Source organism: Rhodococcus sp. USK13 (assembly GCF_018343855.1).
In the GTDB taxonomy this organism is placed as follows: domain Bacteria; phylum Actinomycetota; class Actinomycetes; order Mycobacteriales; family Mycobacteriaceae; genus Rhodococcus_F; species Rhodococcus_F oxybenzonivorans.
Map to the genome: position 1 here is coordinate 2,572,946 of NZ_CP069242.1, position 14,209 is coordinate 2,587,154.

13 protein-coding genes are annotated in these 14,209 nt (G+C 66.5%); 8 read left to right on the top strand and 5 right to left on the bottom strand.

Annotated elements, in window-relative coordinates; genetic code table 11:
* Window positions 1-81: 81 nt before the first annotated feature.
* Entirely contained in the window at window positions 82-1,737 is a 1,656-nt protein-coding gene (locus tag JQT59_RS14435; RefSeq protein WP_213576707.1) for a tyrosine-protein kinase domain-containing protein, read from the top strand.
* Here JQT59_RS14435 and JQT59_RS14440 read toward each other — a convergent pair.
* The gene (locus JQT59_RS14440; protein ID WP_109332878.1) at window positions 1,731-2,252 is read right to left on the bottom strand and encodes an arsenate reductase/protein-tyrosine-phosphatase family protein; all 522 of its coding nucleotides are present in this window, start codon (window positions 2,250-2,252) and stop codon (window positions 1,731-1,733) included. The genes JQT59_RS14435 and JQT59_RS14440 overlap by 7 nt on opposite strands.
* Window positions 2,253-2,357: 105 nt before the next feature.
* Between JQT59_RS14440 and JQT59_RS14445 the strand changes: the two genes are divergently transcribed.
* The 4 genes from JQT59_RS14445 (at window position 2,358) to JQT59_RS14460 (ending at window position 6,630) form a co-directional block, all read left to right on the top strand.
* Entirely contained in the window at window positions 2,358-3,680 is a 1,323-nt protein-coding gene (locus JQT59_RS14445) for a UDP-glucose dehydrogenase family protein (protein WP_213576708.1), read from the top strand.
* A 31-nt stretch (window positions 3,681-3,711) separates the two neighbouring features.
* Window positions 3,712-4,671, top strand: a complete 960-nt coding sequence (locus JQT59_RS14450) for an esterase/lipase family protein (protein WP_213576709.1) — start codon at window positions 3,712-3,714, stop codon at window positions 4,669-4,671.
* Window positions 4,672-4,796: 125 nt separating this feature from the next.
* The gene (locus JQT59_RS14455) at window positions 4,797-6,281 is read left to right on the top strand and encodes a DUF7159 family protein (protein ID WP_213576710.1); all 1,485 of its coding nucleotides are present in this window, start codon (window positions 4,797-4,799) and stop codon (window positions 6,279-6,281) included.
* Window positions 6,282-6,405: 124 nt separating this feature from the next.
* Complete coding sequence (locus tag JQT59_RS14460; protein WP_213576711.1) at window positions 6,406-6,630, top strand: hypothetical protein; 225 nt, start codon at window positions 6,406-6,408, stop codon at window positions 6,628-6,630.
* 8 nt (window positions 6,631-6,638) lie between these two features.
* Here the strand turns inward: JQT59_RS14460 and JQT59_RS14465 are convergent, their stop codons facing one another.
* A complete protein-coding gene (locus JQT59_RS14465; RefSeq protein ID WP_213576712.1) occupies window positions 6,639-7,961 on the bottom strand; it encodes a YibE/F family protein in 1,323 nt (440 codons plus the stop codon).
* A gap of 510 nt (window positions 7,962-8,471) precedes the next feature.
* Between JQT59_RS14465 and JQT59_RS14470 the strand changes: the two genes are divergently transcribed.
* Together JQT59_RS14470 and JQT59_RS14475 are read left to right on the top strand one after the other, a co-directional pair.
* Window positions 8,472-8,987: a hypothetical protein gene (locus JQT59_RS14470; protein ID WP_213576713.1), complete on the top strand. Its 516-nt coding sequence runs from the start codon at window positions 8,472-8,474 to the stop codon at window positions 8,985-8,987.
* Window positions 8,950-10,167 (top strand): MAB_1171c family putative transporter, encoded by a 1,218-nt coding sequence (locus JQT59_RS14475; RefSeq protein ID WP_249354449.1) that lies wholly within the window; start codon window positions 8,950-8,952, stop codon window positions 10,165-10,167. The genes JQT59_RS14470 and JQT59_RS14475 overlap by 38 nt, the downstream gene beginning before the upstream one ends.
* 16 nt (window positions 10,168-10,183) lie before the next feature.
* Here JQT59_RS14475 and JQT59_RS14480 read toward each other — a convergent pair whose 3' ends face one another.
* Genes JQT59_RS14480 through JQT59_RS14490 form a run of 3 tightly spaced genes read right to left on the bottom strand, consistent with a single transcriptional unit; the run spans window position 10,184 to window position 12,631 of the window.
* On the bottom strand, window positions 10,184-10,597 hold the full coding sequence (locus JQT59_RS14480) for a hypothetical protein (RefSeq protein ID WP_213576714.1): 414 nt from the start codon (window positions 10,595-10,597) through the stop codon (window positions 10,184-10,186).
* The gene (locus JQT59_RS14485) at window positions 10,594-11,313 is read right to left on the bottom strand and encodes a helix-turn-helix domain-containing protein (RefSeq protein WP_213576715.1); all 720 of its coding nucleotides are present in this window, start codon (window positions 11,311-11,313) and stop codon (window positions 10,594-10,596) included. The genes JQT59_RS14480 and JQT59_RS14485 overlap by 4 nt, the downstream gene beginning before the upstream one ends.
* 55 nt (window positions 11,314-11,368) lie before the next feature.
* Window positions 11,369-12,631 carry a pyridoxal phosphate-dependent aminotransferase gene (locus JQT59_RS14490; protein WP_109332866.1) on the bottom strand — a complete coding sequence of 421 codons (1,263 nt, stop codon included), beginning with the start codon at window positions 12,629-12,631 and terminating at the stop codon, window positions 11,369-11,371.
* 162 nt (window positions 12,632-12,793) lie between these two features.
* On the opposite strand from JQT59_RS14490, the gene JQT59_RS14495 reads away from it, so the two are divergent.
* Entirely contained in the window at window positions 12,794-14,194 is a 1,401-nt protein-coding gene (locus JQT59_RS14495) for a carotenoid oxygenase family protein (RefSeq protein ID WP_213576716.1), read from the top strand.
* Window positions 14,195-14,209 lie beyond the last annotated feature (15 nt).

Below are 14,209 nucleotides of genomic sequence, written 5' to 3' on the forward strand. Positions count from 1 at the left end.
GAGGAGGTCGATCGGGTCAGGACATACGAATGACAACGCGATCACGGCGCTCGGCGCGTGAACTCGATGGGAGACTCGAACATGGAAATCCAGGACTACCTGCGCATTCTGCAGGCACGATGGAAAATTATCGCCATCACCACGGTGGTGGCGATCCTCGGGGCGCTCGGTGCCTCACTGCTCACCACGCCCCTGTATGAAGCCTCCACCCGGTTGTTCGTCTCCACCTCGGCGGGCTCGTCGGTCAATGAGCTCTACCAGGGAAACCTGTACTCGCAGCAACGCGTGGCGTCCTACACCAAATTGCTGACCGGTCAGACTCTCGCGCAGCGCACCATCGACAAGCTGGGTCTCACCGAGACACCGGCCGAGCTTGCCAATCAGGTCAAGGCCACCTCCGCACCCGACACCGTCCTCGTCGACCTGAAGGTGCAGGACCCCTCACCCGAGCGTGCCCGCGACATCGCCAACGCGATGTCCGACGAATTCGTGGTCATGGTCCGTGAACTCGAAACACCCGAACGGGGCGGCGCACCGGCCGCGCGCGTTGTCGTCGAACAGCAGGCGCAGACGCCGTCGACGCCCGTCTCCCCGAAGACACTGCGTAATCTCGCGCTCGGTGCCGCAGTCGGACTCCTGCTGGGTATTGCCCTCGCCGTGCTGCGTGATCGCCTCGACAACACAGTGAAAGACCGTCGTACGGTGGAAGAGCTGGCCGGCTCCGCGATGATCGGCACCATCCCGTTCGACAAGGATCGGCAGACTCAGCAGGCCATCAATTTCGCGGAGGGCCACTCGTCGAGCGCGGAGGCATACCGAGAACTTCGTACCAACCTGCAGTTCCTCGAGGTCGACAACCCGCCCCGGGTCATCGTGGTCACCAGTTCGCTTCCCACAGAGGGCAAGACGACCACAGCCATCAACATTGCGTTGGTCCTCGCCGAGGGCGGCAAGTCTGTATGCCTCGTCGAAGGCGATCTCCGAAAGCCCCGCGTGTCCAAGTATATGGGCGTTGTCGGTTCCGTCGGTCTCAGTAGTGTGCTGGCGGGGCAGGCCACTCTGGACGGGGTGCTCCAGCCCACTTCGTACCAGGGATTGACCGTCCTCGCGTCCGGGCCGATTCCCCCGAACCCGAGCGAGTTGCTCGGAACGGCCACGGCGCGACAGGTTCTCGCCGACCTACGCGAACGTTTCGACTACGTCATCGTCGACGCGTCACCGCTCCTCCCGGTGACCGACGCCACCGTTCTCACCGCCATGTCGGACGGCGCGCTCGTAATCGCCCGGCACGGCGAAACCAAGCGCGAGCAGTTGACCCGCGCCGTCGGAAACCTGCACAGCGTGGGCGCCACCATCCTGGGCACGATCATCACGATGACGCCGAGCCGGGGCAAGGGAGTCTACGAATACAAGTACTACTACGAGACGGACAAGTCGCTGCCGCAGATGCAGCGGGCCGAGGCCGCGGTGCAGACTCCATCGCAGCCGGTCCACGCCGCCCCGGCTCCGGCGGCGCCGCCGGCCCGCAACTCCGCGCCGGCCGGAAACGGACACCACTCGGGCTCCGAATATGTGGAAACGCAGGCCCACCAGGTGCTCGAACAAGAACACGACACCGATTGGGCGGAGCGAGTGAATTCGCACGCCTACACCGCGCAGCCCCCCGCTCCGCGGCGCGCTCGGCGATACCGCGAAGACGGGGAGGATGCGTCCGGGCCGGACGCTCCGCGTCAGTAGTTCCGGACGCTGCGCGTCAAGACACCCAGTAGGTCGGCTATCTCGGACCCGACGGCCAGGAACGTTTCCTCGTCCTGACCGATCGGGTCCGAGATGTCTTCAGGTCCGTCTGCGGATCTGTGCTTCGGCCGCGCTGCGGCCAGATCGGCAACGGTCTTTGCATCTGCGGCCACGGCAAGTCGTGCGGCCTCCCTCAACGTGAAGGTCTTCTTCAACTGCTCAGGAGCCATCGCCAGCACCTTCTCACGCTGACGTTCGGTCATGGTGAGTACCAGGTCGGCGTCGACCGCCAGATCCTCGGTGAGTCGCCGAGCCGTGAAGCCGCTGGGATCGCCTCCGAGGCCTTCGAGAACCTGGGCCGCGGTCGGCTCCATCGGATGACCCACCATGGCGCGGGTACCTGCACTTTCGGCGGTGAGATCGGTCAGTCCGAGCTCCTCGGCGAATGCCAGGGTGAGGCGCTCGGCCGTAGGAGAACGACAGACGTTTCCGGTGCAGACGAAGAGAACATGCATGGGCGAAGCATAGGGTCTCGCTCCGCACCGCGCGTACACGCACTGTTGGCTTGGAACATCAGTCGGGTAAATGCCCTGCTCACCCGCGCCGGATATCAACGGTGCATGCGCTGCACCGTCTTTGGAACCGGATACCTGGGAGCGACCCATGCCGCCTGCATGGCGGAACTGGGGCACGACGTGCTGGGAGTCGACATCGATCCCGGAAAAGTGGCGAAACTCTCCGCCGGTGAGGTGCCGTTCTACGAGCCGGGCCTGGCCGAGGTTCTCCGCCGCAACATCGAGGCGGGGCGGCTGCAGTTCACCACCTCCTACACCGAGGCCGCCGCGTTCGCCGACCTCCACTTCCTGGGAGTCGGCACCCCGCAGAAGAAGGGGGAGTACGCCGCCGATCTGCGGCACGTGCACTCGGTGATCGACACCTTGGCGCCCCTCCTCGACCGACCTGCGGTGATCGTCGGCAAGTCGACTGTGCCCGTCGGAACCGCGGCAGAACTGGGCGCGAGGGCGCGGGCGCTGGCACCTGCAGGGGACACCGTCGAGGTGGCGTGGAACCCCGAGTTCCTGCGGGAAGGGTTCGCCGTCCAAGACACCCTGCACCCCGACCGAATGGTGCTGGGAGTCGACCGGGACCGACCCGGCAGTGTGGAGTCGCAGTTGCGTCAGCTGTACGCCCCACTGCTCGCCGAGGACATTCCCTTTCTGGTCACCGACCTGGCAACCGCCGAGCTGGTCAAGGTCTCGGCGAACGCGTTCCTGGCCACCAAGATCTCCTTCATCAACGCCATCTCGGAAGTGTGCGAGGCCACCGGCGCCGACGTCACGCAGCTCGCCGATGCGCTCGGCTACGACGCGCGCATCGGCCGACGCTTCCTCAACGCCGGACTGGGATTCGGCGGCGGTTGCCTGCCCAAGGACATTCGCGCCTTCATGGCCAGAGCCGGTGAACTCGGCGCCAACCAGGCACTGCATTTTCTTCGCGAGGTCGACAGCATCAACATGCGCAGACGTACGCGGATGGTGGAACTGGCAGCGCAGGTGTGTGGCGGCTCGTTGCTGGGCGCCAACGTCGCGGTGCTGGGCGCTGCATTCAAACCCGAGTCCGACGACGTCCGTGATTCTCCCGCCCTCAATGTCGCGGGGATGATGCAGCTACACGGCGCAGTCGTCAGCGTCTACGACCCCAAGGCGCTCGACAACTCGAGGCGCCTCTTCCCGACTCTCAACTACGCCACCTCGGTGGCCGAAGCCTGCGAAAACGCCGATGCGGTACTGGTTCTCACGGAATGGGCCGAATTCGCGGCTTTGAAGCCGGACGATCTCGCCGGAGTAGTCCGAGCCCGCGTGATGGTGGACGGCCGCAACTGCCTCGACGCCCAGCATTGGCGGAACGCGGGATGGGTGTACCGGGGGCTGGGCAGGGGATAACGTTGATCTCGCCGCTACGGAGGGCGAGGCGATGGCGAAGTTCCGGGTCGGATTCGCAACAGCACTGCTCGGTGCCCTCGTCTGCCTGCTCGGTGCGGTCCCCGTCCACGCGGCCGAAATCCCGACTCGGCCGGGTCCGGCACAGTCCGACGCCGGCGCGGCCATCCGGTACTCGAAGGACAACCCCGGTTCCACGCCGCCCGGTGTCAACGACTTCTCTTGCCGTCCCGGTCCCGAACATCCCGCCCCGGTGGTCCTCGTGCACGGGAGCGACGGCAGCGCATATTCCAACTGGGCGGGCCTGAGTCCGAAATTGAAGGCCGCCGGGTTCTGCCTCTTCGCGCTGAACTATGGCCGCAAGGCCGGAACCGACCACTTCGGGATGCAGCCCATGACGGTCGGCGCACACGAGCTCGCGGAGTTCGTCGACGACGTGCTGTCCACGACCGGCGCCGACGAGGTCGACATCGTCGGACACTCCCAGGGCGCGACCGTAGCGAGGTACTACATCAAAGAGCTCGGCGGAGCGGCCGAAGTTGATCGGTGGATCGGTCTGGCCTCGCCCTCCTACGGAGGAACCTTCTTCGGTATCGCAACCGCTGTGGTGTCACTGCCGGGCGGCACCCAATTGATCGAAGGGTTCGGCTCCGAAGCGCTGGCCGAACAGGTGCAGGGCTCGGAATTCCTCACGCGGCTCAACAGTGGCGGTGACACCGTGCCCGGCGTCGAGTACACGACCATCGGGACGCGGTACGACGAGGTGATCCAGCCGTACACCAATGTGGCGTTGCGCGACCCCGGCGCGAAAAACATCCTCGTCCAGGACCTGTGCCCGCTCGACCAGACCGGGCACTTCAACCTGCCGTACGACTCCTTCACACAGCAGCTCGTCCTCAACAGTCTCGATCCGGCTCACGCGGCCGTGCCCCCGTGCACGGTTGTTCCCCTCGGCACGGGTATCGCCGGGGTGATCATCGCGAGCAACTCCTGAGCAGCCGGCTCCCCGCCCCCTCTCCAGCTGCTCGGTTGCCCCGGCGATGCCTTTCGCTAGACTGCGGGGCAATGGAGTGGGGGATTCCATCACACGGACCCGTGCACAGTCGAGTAAGGCGGCCCATGAGTTCGGTTCTCGGAGTTTCGGTTGGTGCAAGCGCTGTGCGGTTGGCACGACCCGACTCCGTGACCCGCGAGGACTCGGGACACCACGTGTTGCCCGACTTCCGTTCCCAGGTGGTCGCCGCGGGGCGGGAACTGCCCGAGGACCTCGCCGCCGAATCGATCGGCGTCGTACTGGCCGGGGGATTCGATAACCGCGAAGTGCATGCCACCGGGGTTGCGTATCGCGACGAGGCGCAGGCAGGAGCCGTGCAGGCGGCGATGGCACGCCAACAGCTCGGGAACTACCAGCTCGTTCCCGAGGCTTCCGCGGCGCTGACAGTGCTCGACGCTGCGGGCGCGTTGGGTGACCACGCGACGCTGGTGTTCTACGACCTCGGCAGTTCCGGACTCACCGTCAGCGTCGTCGACCGGGAAACCGGCGCCGTGGTGGAAAGCACCCGCACCGACACTGTGAGCGGTGACCTCTTCGACCGGCTGATCCGCGACAACCAGTTGGTGAACAAGCGCATCTCCACGCCGCACGACGCGGCCGCGAGTCACGCACTGGACCTCCGTTGCCGGGAGGCCAAGGAACGGCTGTCCGTCGGCGGCGCTGTCGCGGTGCCCGGGGACGGCGGCTTGCTGCTGCTGTCGCGCGATGTGTTCGACTCTCTCATCGGCGTCACCGTCGAGTCCTCTGCCCGCCTGGCTCGGGATGTGATCGCCCGGTCGGGGCGGATCCCCGACGCCGTGGTTCTCACCGGCGGTGGGGCGCGGATCCCGCTGGTGCGGTCCGTCCTCGAATCCTGGCTGGCATTGCCCGTCATCGTGCCGGACCACCCCGAACTCGTCGCAGCACAGGGCGCAGCGCTCCTGGCGCAACAGGCGCAGCAACAGCAGGCGCCCGGTGGCGTCACTGTCCTCCCGCCGCCGGCGGAGACGTTCGGTCCCTTCGTCGGCTCCACGATGAGTCCCTATGCTGCTGTTCCCGCCGGCCCTGCCGTGCCGCCCCTCGAGTACGACGACGCCTCCTTCGCGCGCCAAGCGCCGGGTCCGTCGGGCGGACGCAGCAGCGGGGTCTCGAGTACGCCGTCGTGGTTGAGTGCGGCGGCACCACCACCGAGTCAGCGTGTAGCGAAGGTCCAGATCCGGGGCGCAGCACTGGCCGGTGGGGCATTGGCCGTCATCGCACTGGTCGGCCTCGGACTCGGTTACGGCAGCACCCTGCTCAACAGCACGGAGGGCACGTCCCAGCCCGTCACCACTCAGCCGAAAGCGAAGCCCCCCGCGGTAACCGAGATGGCGACTCCGTCACCGACAGCGCCGCCGCCGACTCCGACCGAAGCCGTCGAGGAGCCCGCGGCAACCGCGTCCCGGATCCAGATCCCGGAGCCGGAGCCCGAACCCCCGCCGCCACCGCCCGCGCCGGTGTTCCCGGGGCTTCCGCAGTTCCAGTTGCCACCCCTGCAGCTTCCCCCGCTGCCGAGGATCCCCGGCACGTAACCTCCGCACTCCGCGACTTTTCCCTGGTGGCGAGGCACTCTGCGCGCCTACCATGGAATGTGGTTCTCGCACTGTCCGAGTCCGGGCGGCGTCGAACCCAGGTCGCGCAGGAAGGAAGTGTGCAGTGACTGTCACCCCCGCGGGGTCGTACCACACCCCGAATACACGAAACTTCTCGTCCGGTAGCACGCGCGACGGCAGTCTTCCCGTCGCGTACTACAAGCCGATCCTCAGGATGTTTCCGCCCACCAGCGAGACCGTGGAAAAGGTGGCGATGCTCACCGTCTACGGGCTGATGGCCGCGGCCCTCCTGATCATCGCGCTGCAGGTGGCCGGCATCCTCAACTGAAGCCGGCCTCACTTCGAGTGGCGGCCGCCTCGCGAAGGTGCGGCGGTGCGGAACTGCGGGTTGCCCCTGCCGCTGTTCCTGTTTCCGCCGCTCCGAGATCCGAGCGGGCGTGCCAGTACCACCGCGATGGCGGTCGTCAACGGCACGGACAGTGCGAGCGCGATACCGCCGACCGCCGAGCGCACGATCTCGATGGACACCGCGTCGCTGAGCAACACGTCCTGGATCGACCGCCCCGCGACACTGAACACCAGTAGCAGTGGAAGAGCACCACCGGCGTAGGCGAGTACCAGCGTGTACACCGTGCTGGCAATGTGGTCGCGGCCCACGCGCATCGCCGAACCGAAGATCTGGCGTCGTGATGCGTCGGGGTCGAGCGAGGCGAGTTCGAACGCCGACGCGGCTTGGGTGATCGTGACGTCGTTGAGCACACCGAGCGAGCCGATGATGAAGCCCGCCAGAAGAAGACCCGTGATGCTGACGTGCTGGATATAGGCCTGGACGTTGGTGTTCTGCTCTTCGGAAAGTCCTGTCAGCTGTGTCATCACGATCGTGAGGTAGGAGAGGACCGCGGCGAGGAGCATCGATGCGAGTGTGCCCAGCAGCGCGGAGCTGGTCCGTAGCGATACGCCGTGCGCCAGATACAACACGGCGTACAGGATGATCGCTCCGGACACGAGGGCCACCGGTATCGCCGGCTTGCCGTCCAGCAGGGCGGGAAGCATGAAGAGGACGAGCACCCCGAACGACACCACGATGCCGACCAGCGCCCGGAGTCCCCGCCACCGAGCCACGGCGATGACGACGACGGCGAAGGCCAGCGCGATGAGTGTGACGGGCCAGCCGCGGGCGTAATCCTCGAACGAATATTCCGTCGTCCCGTTCACGTCGGTCTGCCGGGAGAGGCGAATACTTTCCCCGACCCTGAGGTCGGGTTGCCCGGGGCCGGGGATGATTTCGAGCAACGTCTGGGTGCCGGCGTTGGGACCGGACTCGATGTCGACGATGCTTCGCTGGCACTCGTACGCGTCCGTCGGCGGGGGCACGGGAGAACCGGTGAACGCGCGCCCCGCGGAGGAACTGCCGCAGGGGCCGATGTTCTGCATGGTCACCGTGCCTGCCTCGGTGACCGCCACGCCGCCCTGTGCGCTCTGGAAAGGGAGGTCCACGGCGACGTCCTGCTTGCTCGGCCACAGCGCGATCGCACCGATCAGCACGGCGATGCCGATGACGACCAGGAGCCCGATCACCACCTTCGCGGCGACGGGCCCCACCGGCACCGGGCCGCCGCTGTGGCCGTGGCCGTGGCCGTGGCCGTGAAAGTCGTTCATCGGCGGTACCGCGTCGGCTGCCGGCTGGATAGTCTCCGCACGCACACAGGGTAGCCGGAGATCAATCGCTCTCTTTTGTGACTGGAGTGACCAGAGATGCATCTGTTGCTGCGATATCTGGTTGGTATTGCTCTCGTGTCGCCTAGATGTCGCCAGTGTGGTTAGATATCGATGCGTGGCGCGCTGCAGTTATTACGCAGCGAACGCTGAGATCTGCGAAGGAAGGGTTGGAATCCCGAAACGAGGGGTGGGTTCCGGCTGGCCCTGACGAGAGCCTCGTGTTCTGCCGGGAGAAGTGCCGAGCTGGGTGGCGGGGTACAGGGGGTTGACCCCGCCACCGACCTGACGCCCACAGGGGGAGGGGCGACAGGTGCTCGCGGCACTCGAGGTGCCGTCTGCCAATCTACCGACACGGTGGGGGTATTCGTCAACCGGGTCGGTCAATTAGCGCACCGTGTCGTGACCTGCCGACCCGACGGCCTAGGATTACAGCCGTTCGGAGGTGTCCCCATGCGTATTTCGCGGCTGCCGCGGTCCAGGAACCATCTTCGCCGGATCGTGGCGCAGATGGACCTTCCCGTGCCCTGGAACAGGGACGAACTGGTGAACAGCGTCGCGCGGCGCCGCGGACGCCCCATCCTCGTCGTTCCGGTTGCGCACGCGCTCGTCCGCGGCGGTCATTTCGGCCTCTGGCTGGCACGGGCCACCGACGACGTCATCCTCTACGCTGCCGGGACGTCGGACGTACACGCCACGCACATCATCTGCCACGAGCTGGCACACATGGAACTCGGCCACGATCGCACTGCGATCGGTGATACCTCCGTCGACTCGAGAGTCCTCGCCGAGGCGGCGCCGTCTGTGGACACGACGGACGTGGTCAAGGTGTTCGGTCGCTCCAACTATTCGAACGACCAGGAGTACGACGCAGAACTTCTCGCCACGCTGATCATGAGCGGCCGGCGATCGACGCTGTGCGATACCGGCGGTGACCCGCGGGCCTCGCGGATACTCGGAACGTTCTGACCTCGTGTACGCGCCTCCCGCCTACGTGACGTTGCCTCTGTTGTCGATTGCCTGGGCGACAACCCTTCTCCGGCTGATCCTCGTCCGATCGACGGTCGCCGAGCGCAGGTTGAATGCGGCGCTCGTCTTCGCGTCGCTGTCGCTCGTTCTCGGGCGTCCGGCGATCCGCGACCTCGTCGACGGCCAATTCGGTCACGGACTCACGCGAGTCCTCGGCAATGTCTGCATCATGCTGACCGCGGCATCGTTGATCAGCCTGTTCTCCGTGTGGGCGCTGGGTTCCGAGAGACTTCCCCGAATTCACGTGTTCGCGTTGTCGGCGGCGCTCGTCGCGGGGGCCATCATGGTCGTTCTGAGCGCGCCTGCGCGTTCGCGTGGAGTTTCTCTCGCGGACGAAGGCGGCTGGCGTTTTGCGGCATATTGCCTCACCTATGCGTCGCCGATCTTCGGGGCCGCAAGCCTCAATCTGTGGATCTCGCTGAAAGCGGTGCGCAGCGCGGTGGCCGGGCGCGAGCGCCGCATATTCCTGGCCGTCATCGGATTGTCCCTGTTCGAAATGGCCGACATGGCAACCGTCATGGTGACGGGCGTGAGCAAGGCCGTCAGCGACGGCACCACATTCACCGAAACATACTACGACTCGGGAGCCTTCATCCGGCTGTTCGCGGTGTCGGCCGGAGCCCTGATCGCGTTGGGACCCGCGCTGCGGGCGGCCGGTCGCCGTTACCGTTCGTGGCGAGTTTCCAGGCGGCTACTGCCGATGTGGCGAACGTTGACGGAAGCCGTCCCGGAAGTGGTGCTCGAGCTACGCCGCAAAGACCGCCGCACCTTGTCGGCCGACGATCGTCTGGACCGAATGGGCGTCGAGATCCGAGACGCAATCCTCATCCTGGACCGGCATGTGGTGTTCGAACTGGGCCACCAGGCGGGCAGTGCAGCGCCGGTGGTCGTGGCCACCCGATTACACCTGGCGTGCAGAGCCCGCATCGCCGGCCACTCGGCGCACGGCACCGGCGTGCTCGCACACTCGTGGTCGTCCGACATCGGCGGCGAACCGTGGGAGCTGGCGAAGCTGGCCGATCACTGGCACGACGCCGAACAGGTGGCCGCAACACTGTGGGAGCGGCGGCTACCGCAGTTCGGTGGGCGCAAGCAGCTCCCGTCCCGGATGACCGTGTGACGACCGCCGGACAGGGCTACGCCGGGCGGCCGGGGGTTCGCCGCAAGTTCTCCAGAATCGGGATCAAGGATTCCATCTCGTCTGCAGTCGGGAGCGCGGCGGCATCGAGCGAGCGCATCGACAGATGCTGCACGCCGGCGTCCCGGACGGCGATCTTGAAGCGCACGAGGGTGTCGTAATCGCCGTACCCGTCGGCGGCAAGGTACTGCTCGGGTGCGGAGAAGTGCTGGGCGACCGCCCGGAGCACCTCTGCCTGGGCCGCGTGCTCCTCGCCGCGCCGCAACGAATCGATGACCGAGGGCTCCACGGTTTTCCCGAGTATGCGGGAAACACTCGCGGCGACGACCTCTGTCCCGGGTTCCGGGTCGTCGAGTTCGTGGGCAAGCGCGAAGAGGCGGTTGACCCGCACCGACAGTGGCACGCCGTTCATGCTGTCACCTCCGTGTCGCCGCTACGTTCCGGGTGGTCGGTGTCTTTCAGTCTCACCGCGTCTTCCCATCGGCGCCAGAAGCGCTCGCGCGTGGCGGCATCCAGGCCCTCTCCCCGCCCGTAGAGGAAGCGGCGGTAGAGGGCTTCCTCCCGCTCGTGCGGGTCGTCCGCGGTGGAGGGTTCCTCGAGCAGATGGCCGAAGGCGAACTCGATCAGTGGCTGTCGGGGGCCGGCCGGACCTCCGTTGACCTCGAGCAAACGGGTGACGTAAGCGCCGGTGATTTTCGACACCACCCGGCTGAGGTCGGCCGCCGCGTCGGCCAATCCCGGCACCTCCGGATGAGCCGCACTCAGCTTGGTGATCCGGGTGTGTGGGCCGAGGATCTCGATGATCGTGTCCAGGCTCAGCGGTATCTCGGACGGCCCCAGCGTCAGCGGGCGGGACGGCGCCGACCGCTCATCAGCGTCCAGGGCCTCGAGGGGAGTGGGACTGCCGCCCTCGAGCGTCCGGGCCGCGCTCCCGGGGGCCCAGCGCAGCGCGACATCCAGTTTGCGGAGAGTCTCGATGCTCGGGTCCGGCCCGGTCCCGTTCTCGGCGCGGGTCTGCGCCGCGTCGGACGGGCCACCGGCAGCCGTGACCTGGTCCTGCGTGAGGTTCAGCAAACGCCGTCGCTTGTAGACGAACTGTCCGAAACGCGCGCGGGTGCTGGTGACCATGTGTTCCCCCGGAAGACACGCAAGCGACGCGCGTGTCGCTTGCTGTGCCTCGATCCTACTGCTTGTAGCTGGTGAGGAAATTACCGAACCGCTCGATGGCCACAGCGAGATCGCGAGCCCACGGCAGTGTCACGATCCGCAGATGGTCGTGGTCCGGCCAGTTGAACCCCGTGCCCTGCACCATCAGGATCTTCTCCTGCAGGAGTAGGTCCTGGACCAGCTTCTCGTCGTCGTAAATTTCGTACACGTTGGGGTCCAGACGGGGGAACGCGTACAGCGCACCTCGAGGCTTGACGCAGGAGACCCCGGGGATCATGTTGAGCCGCTCCCACGCCACGTCCCGCTGCTCGAGCAGTCGCCCGCCGGGCAGAATCAGATCTTCGATGCTCTGGTGACCGCCGAGCGCCACCTGGATGGCGTGCTGACCCGGAACATTGGGGCACAGTCGGGTGGACGCCAGCAGGTCCAGCCCCTCGAGGAAGCCCGCAGCATGCGCCTTGGGACCGGTGACGGCGACCCAACCGGAGCGGTAACCCGCCACCCGGTACGCCTTCGAGAGGCCGTTGAAGGTCAGGCACAGCAGGTCGGGCGCGAGCGTGGCCAGCGAGATGTGCTTGGCGTCGTCGTAGAGGATCTTGTCGTAGATCTCGTCCGCGAGCAGCAGCAGGTGATGCTTACGCGCCAGGTCGACCAGTTGTTGCAGCACCTCCATCGAGTACACCGCACCCGTGGGGTTGTTCGGGTTGATGACCAGCAGCGCCTTGGTCTTCTCGGTGATCTTCGACTCGATGTCCGCGATGTCGGGATTCCAGTCGTTGCCCTCGTCGCAGAGGTAGTGGACGGGAGTGCCACCGGCGAGGCTGGTCATGGCCGTCCACAGCGGGTAGTCCGGTGCGGGAATCAGCACCTCGTCACCGTTGTCGAGCAGGGCCTGCATCGTCATGGTGATGAGCTCGGAGACACCGTTACCCAGGTAGATGTCGTCGACATCGAGCTCGGGAAAGCCGGGGACCAGTTCGTAGCGGGTGACGATCGCCCGACGGGCCGACAGGATGCCCTTCGACTCGGAGTAACCCTGCGCATAGGGGAGCGCCGCGATCATGTCGCGCATGATCACGTCGGGCGCGTCGAAACCGAACGGCGCGGGGTTGCCGATGTTGAGCTTGAGGATCCGGTGTCCCTCCGCCTCGAGCCGGGCGGCGTGGGCGTGTACCGGTCCACGAATCTCGTACAGCACGTTCTGGAGCTTGGTCGACTGCTCCAGCGTGCGTGGCGGTGTGCGGTGATGGCCGTGGTCTGGGTTGCTCACGACCGCCATTCTCCCACCCCTGGGCAACTCGATTTCTACTGGTCGGTACGAGCGCCCTGGTCGGAGGTGGTCGACCCGCGAAAAAGCAGGCACATGTGAGGAAGGTCACCGTACCCTCGACGAGAGGTCCGATTCGGCCGACGCCCACAGTCACCCGGAGGCACGCGAAAGATGTCCGCACCGGAATTTACCCGTCCCGCACCCGTCGACGTCGTGCACCACACCCACCTCACGGGCGTATTCGAGCCCCAACGCGAGGAGGTGGACGTGGGCGGCCTCGACGTGATCGGCGAACTGCCCGGCGATCTTCAGGGTGCCTACCTCCGCAACGGACCGAATCCGCGCTTCGACCCGATCGGCAGCTACATCTATCCCCTCGACGGCGACGGCATGGTGCATCGCGTCGAAGTGACCGACGGCACTGCGCGCTACACCAACCGATTCGTCCGCACGCCGATGGTGGAGGCGGAGGAGAAGGCGGGGCACGTCATCTGGCCGGGCGTCACCGACCTGTACACGCCCGGCGTGGAGGAGGTAGGGCCCGAACTCGCCGGCAGACCGCGCGAACTACCGGACATCAACGTGGTGCGGCACGGCGGGCGACTGCTGGCAATGGCCGAGACCAGTCTGCCGTACCGGTTGAATCCCGAGGACCTGAGCACGCTCGGACCGGACAACTGCGACGGCGCGATGTCCGTGGGGAGCACCGCCCACCCCAAGATCGACCCGGTGACCGGCGAGATGGTGCTGTTCAACTACATGCTCGAAGCCCCGTATCTCACCTGGTCGGTGGTGGCCGCGGACGGGTCGGCGGCCCGCCCGCCGACGGCGGTCGACGGCGTGGACACGCCGTTGATGATCCACGACATGGCCCTGACGCGGCGGTACATCGTGTTGATGCTGTGCCCCCTCGTCTTCGACATGGCCGCGGTGCTGACCGGTGGTTCGGTGCTCGACTGGCGGCCCGAGGAGGGAACGCGTATCGCGCTGATTCCGCGCGACGGCGGCCGCGTGCGCTGGCTGACGTGTGACGCGTACTGGGTGTGGCACTTCGCCAATGCCTTCGATCTGCCCGACGGAAAGGTGTCCGTCGACTACGTGGAGTGGACGTACCCCGGTGGGTTCGCCAAGGCGCCGGCGCCGTCGACCGGGTCACTGGTCCGCGTCGTCATCGATCCCGAGACCGGACACCTGACGAAGGACGTCATGTCCGACCGCGACGTCGAGTTCCCCCGAGTCGACGACCGCGAACTCGCCGCACCGCATCGCGCGATCGCCACCGTCGGCAAGCTCGACGTCAGCCGGGGCAGGCAGGATTCGTTGTGGTTCTTCGACACCGTCCGCGGCACGCAGTGTCACTGGGACCCGGGCAGTGTGTCGGTGGGCGAACCGATCTTCATGCCGGGCGCCGAGCACGAATACTGGGGAATGATCGGCACCGACCGGAACGACATGTCGTCGTGGTTCTTCGTGCTTCCCGCCGAAGACCCCGGATCCGGGCCGATGGCCAAGGTGCGGTTGCCTATCCGGGTGCCTGCAGGACTTCACGGGGCGTGGCTGCCGGCACAGTGAGGTGAGGCGGAATAT

Coding starts and splice junctions, on each gene's coding strand:
- JQT59_RS14435 (WP_213576707.1), top strand. CDS start 82: ATGGAAATCCAGGACTACCTGCGCATTCTGCAGGCACGATGGAAAATT.
- JQT59_RS14440 (WP_109332878.1), bottom strand. CDS start 2,252: ATGCATGTTCTCTTCGTCTGCACCGGAAACGTCTGTCGTTCTCCTACG.
- JQT59_RS14445 (WP_213576708.1), top strand. CDS start 2,358: ATGCGCTGCACCGTCTTTGGAACCGGATACCTGGGAGCGACCCATGCC.
- JQT59_RS14450 (WP_213576709.1), top strand. CDS start 3,712: ATGGCGAAGTTCCGGGTCGGATTCGCAACAGCACTGCTCGGTGCCCTC.
- JQT59_RS14455 (WP_213576710.1), top strand. CDS start 4,797: ATGAGTTCGGTTCTCGGAGTTTCGGTTGGTGCAAGCGCTGTGCGGTTG.
- JQT59_RS14465 (WP_213576712.1), bottom strand. CDS start 7,961: ATGAACGACTTTCACGGCCACGGCCACGGCCACGGCCACAGCGGCGGC.
- JQT59_RS14470 (WP_213576713.1), top strand. CDS start 8,472: ATGCGTATTTCGCGGCTGCCGCGGTCCAGGAACCATCTTCGCCGGATC.
- JQT59_RS14480 (WP_213576714.1), bottom strand. CDS start 10,597: ATGAACGGCGTGCCACTGTCGGTGCGGGTCAACCGCCTCTTCGCGCTT.
- JQT59_RS14485 (WP_213576715.1), bottom strand. CDS start 11,313: ATGGTCACCAGCACCCGCGCGCGTTTCGGACAGTTCGTCTACAAGCGA.
- JQT59_RS14490 (WP_109332866.1), bottom strand. CDS start 12,631: ATGGCGGTCGTGAGCAACCCAGACCACGGCCATCACCGCACACCGCCA.
- JQT59_RS14495 (WP_213576716.1), top strand. CDS start 12,794: ATGTCCGCACCGGAATTTACCCGTCCCGCACCCGTCGACGTCGTGCAC.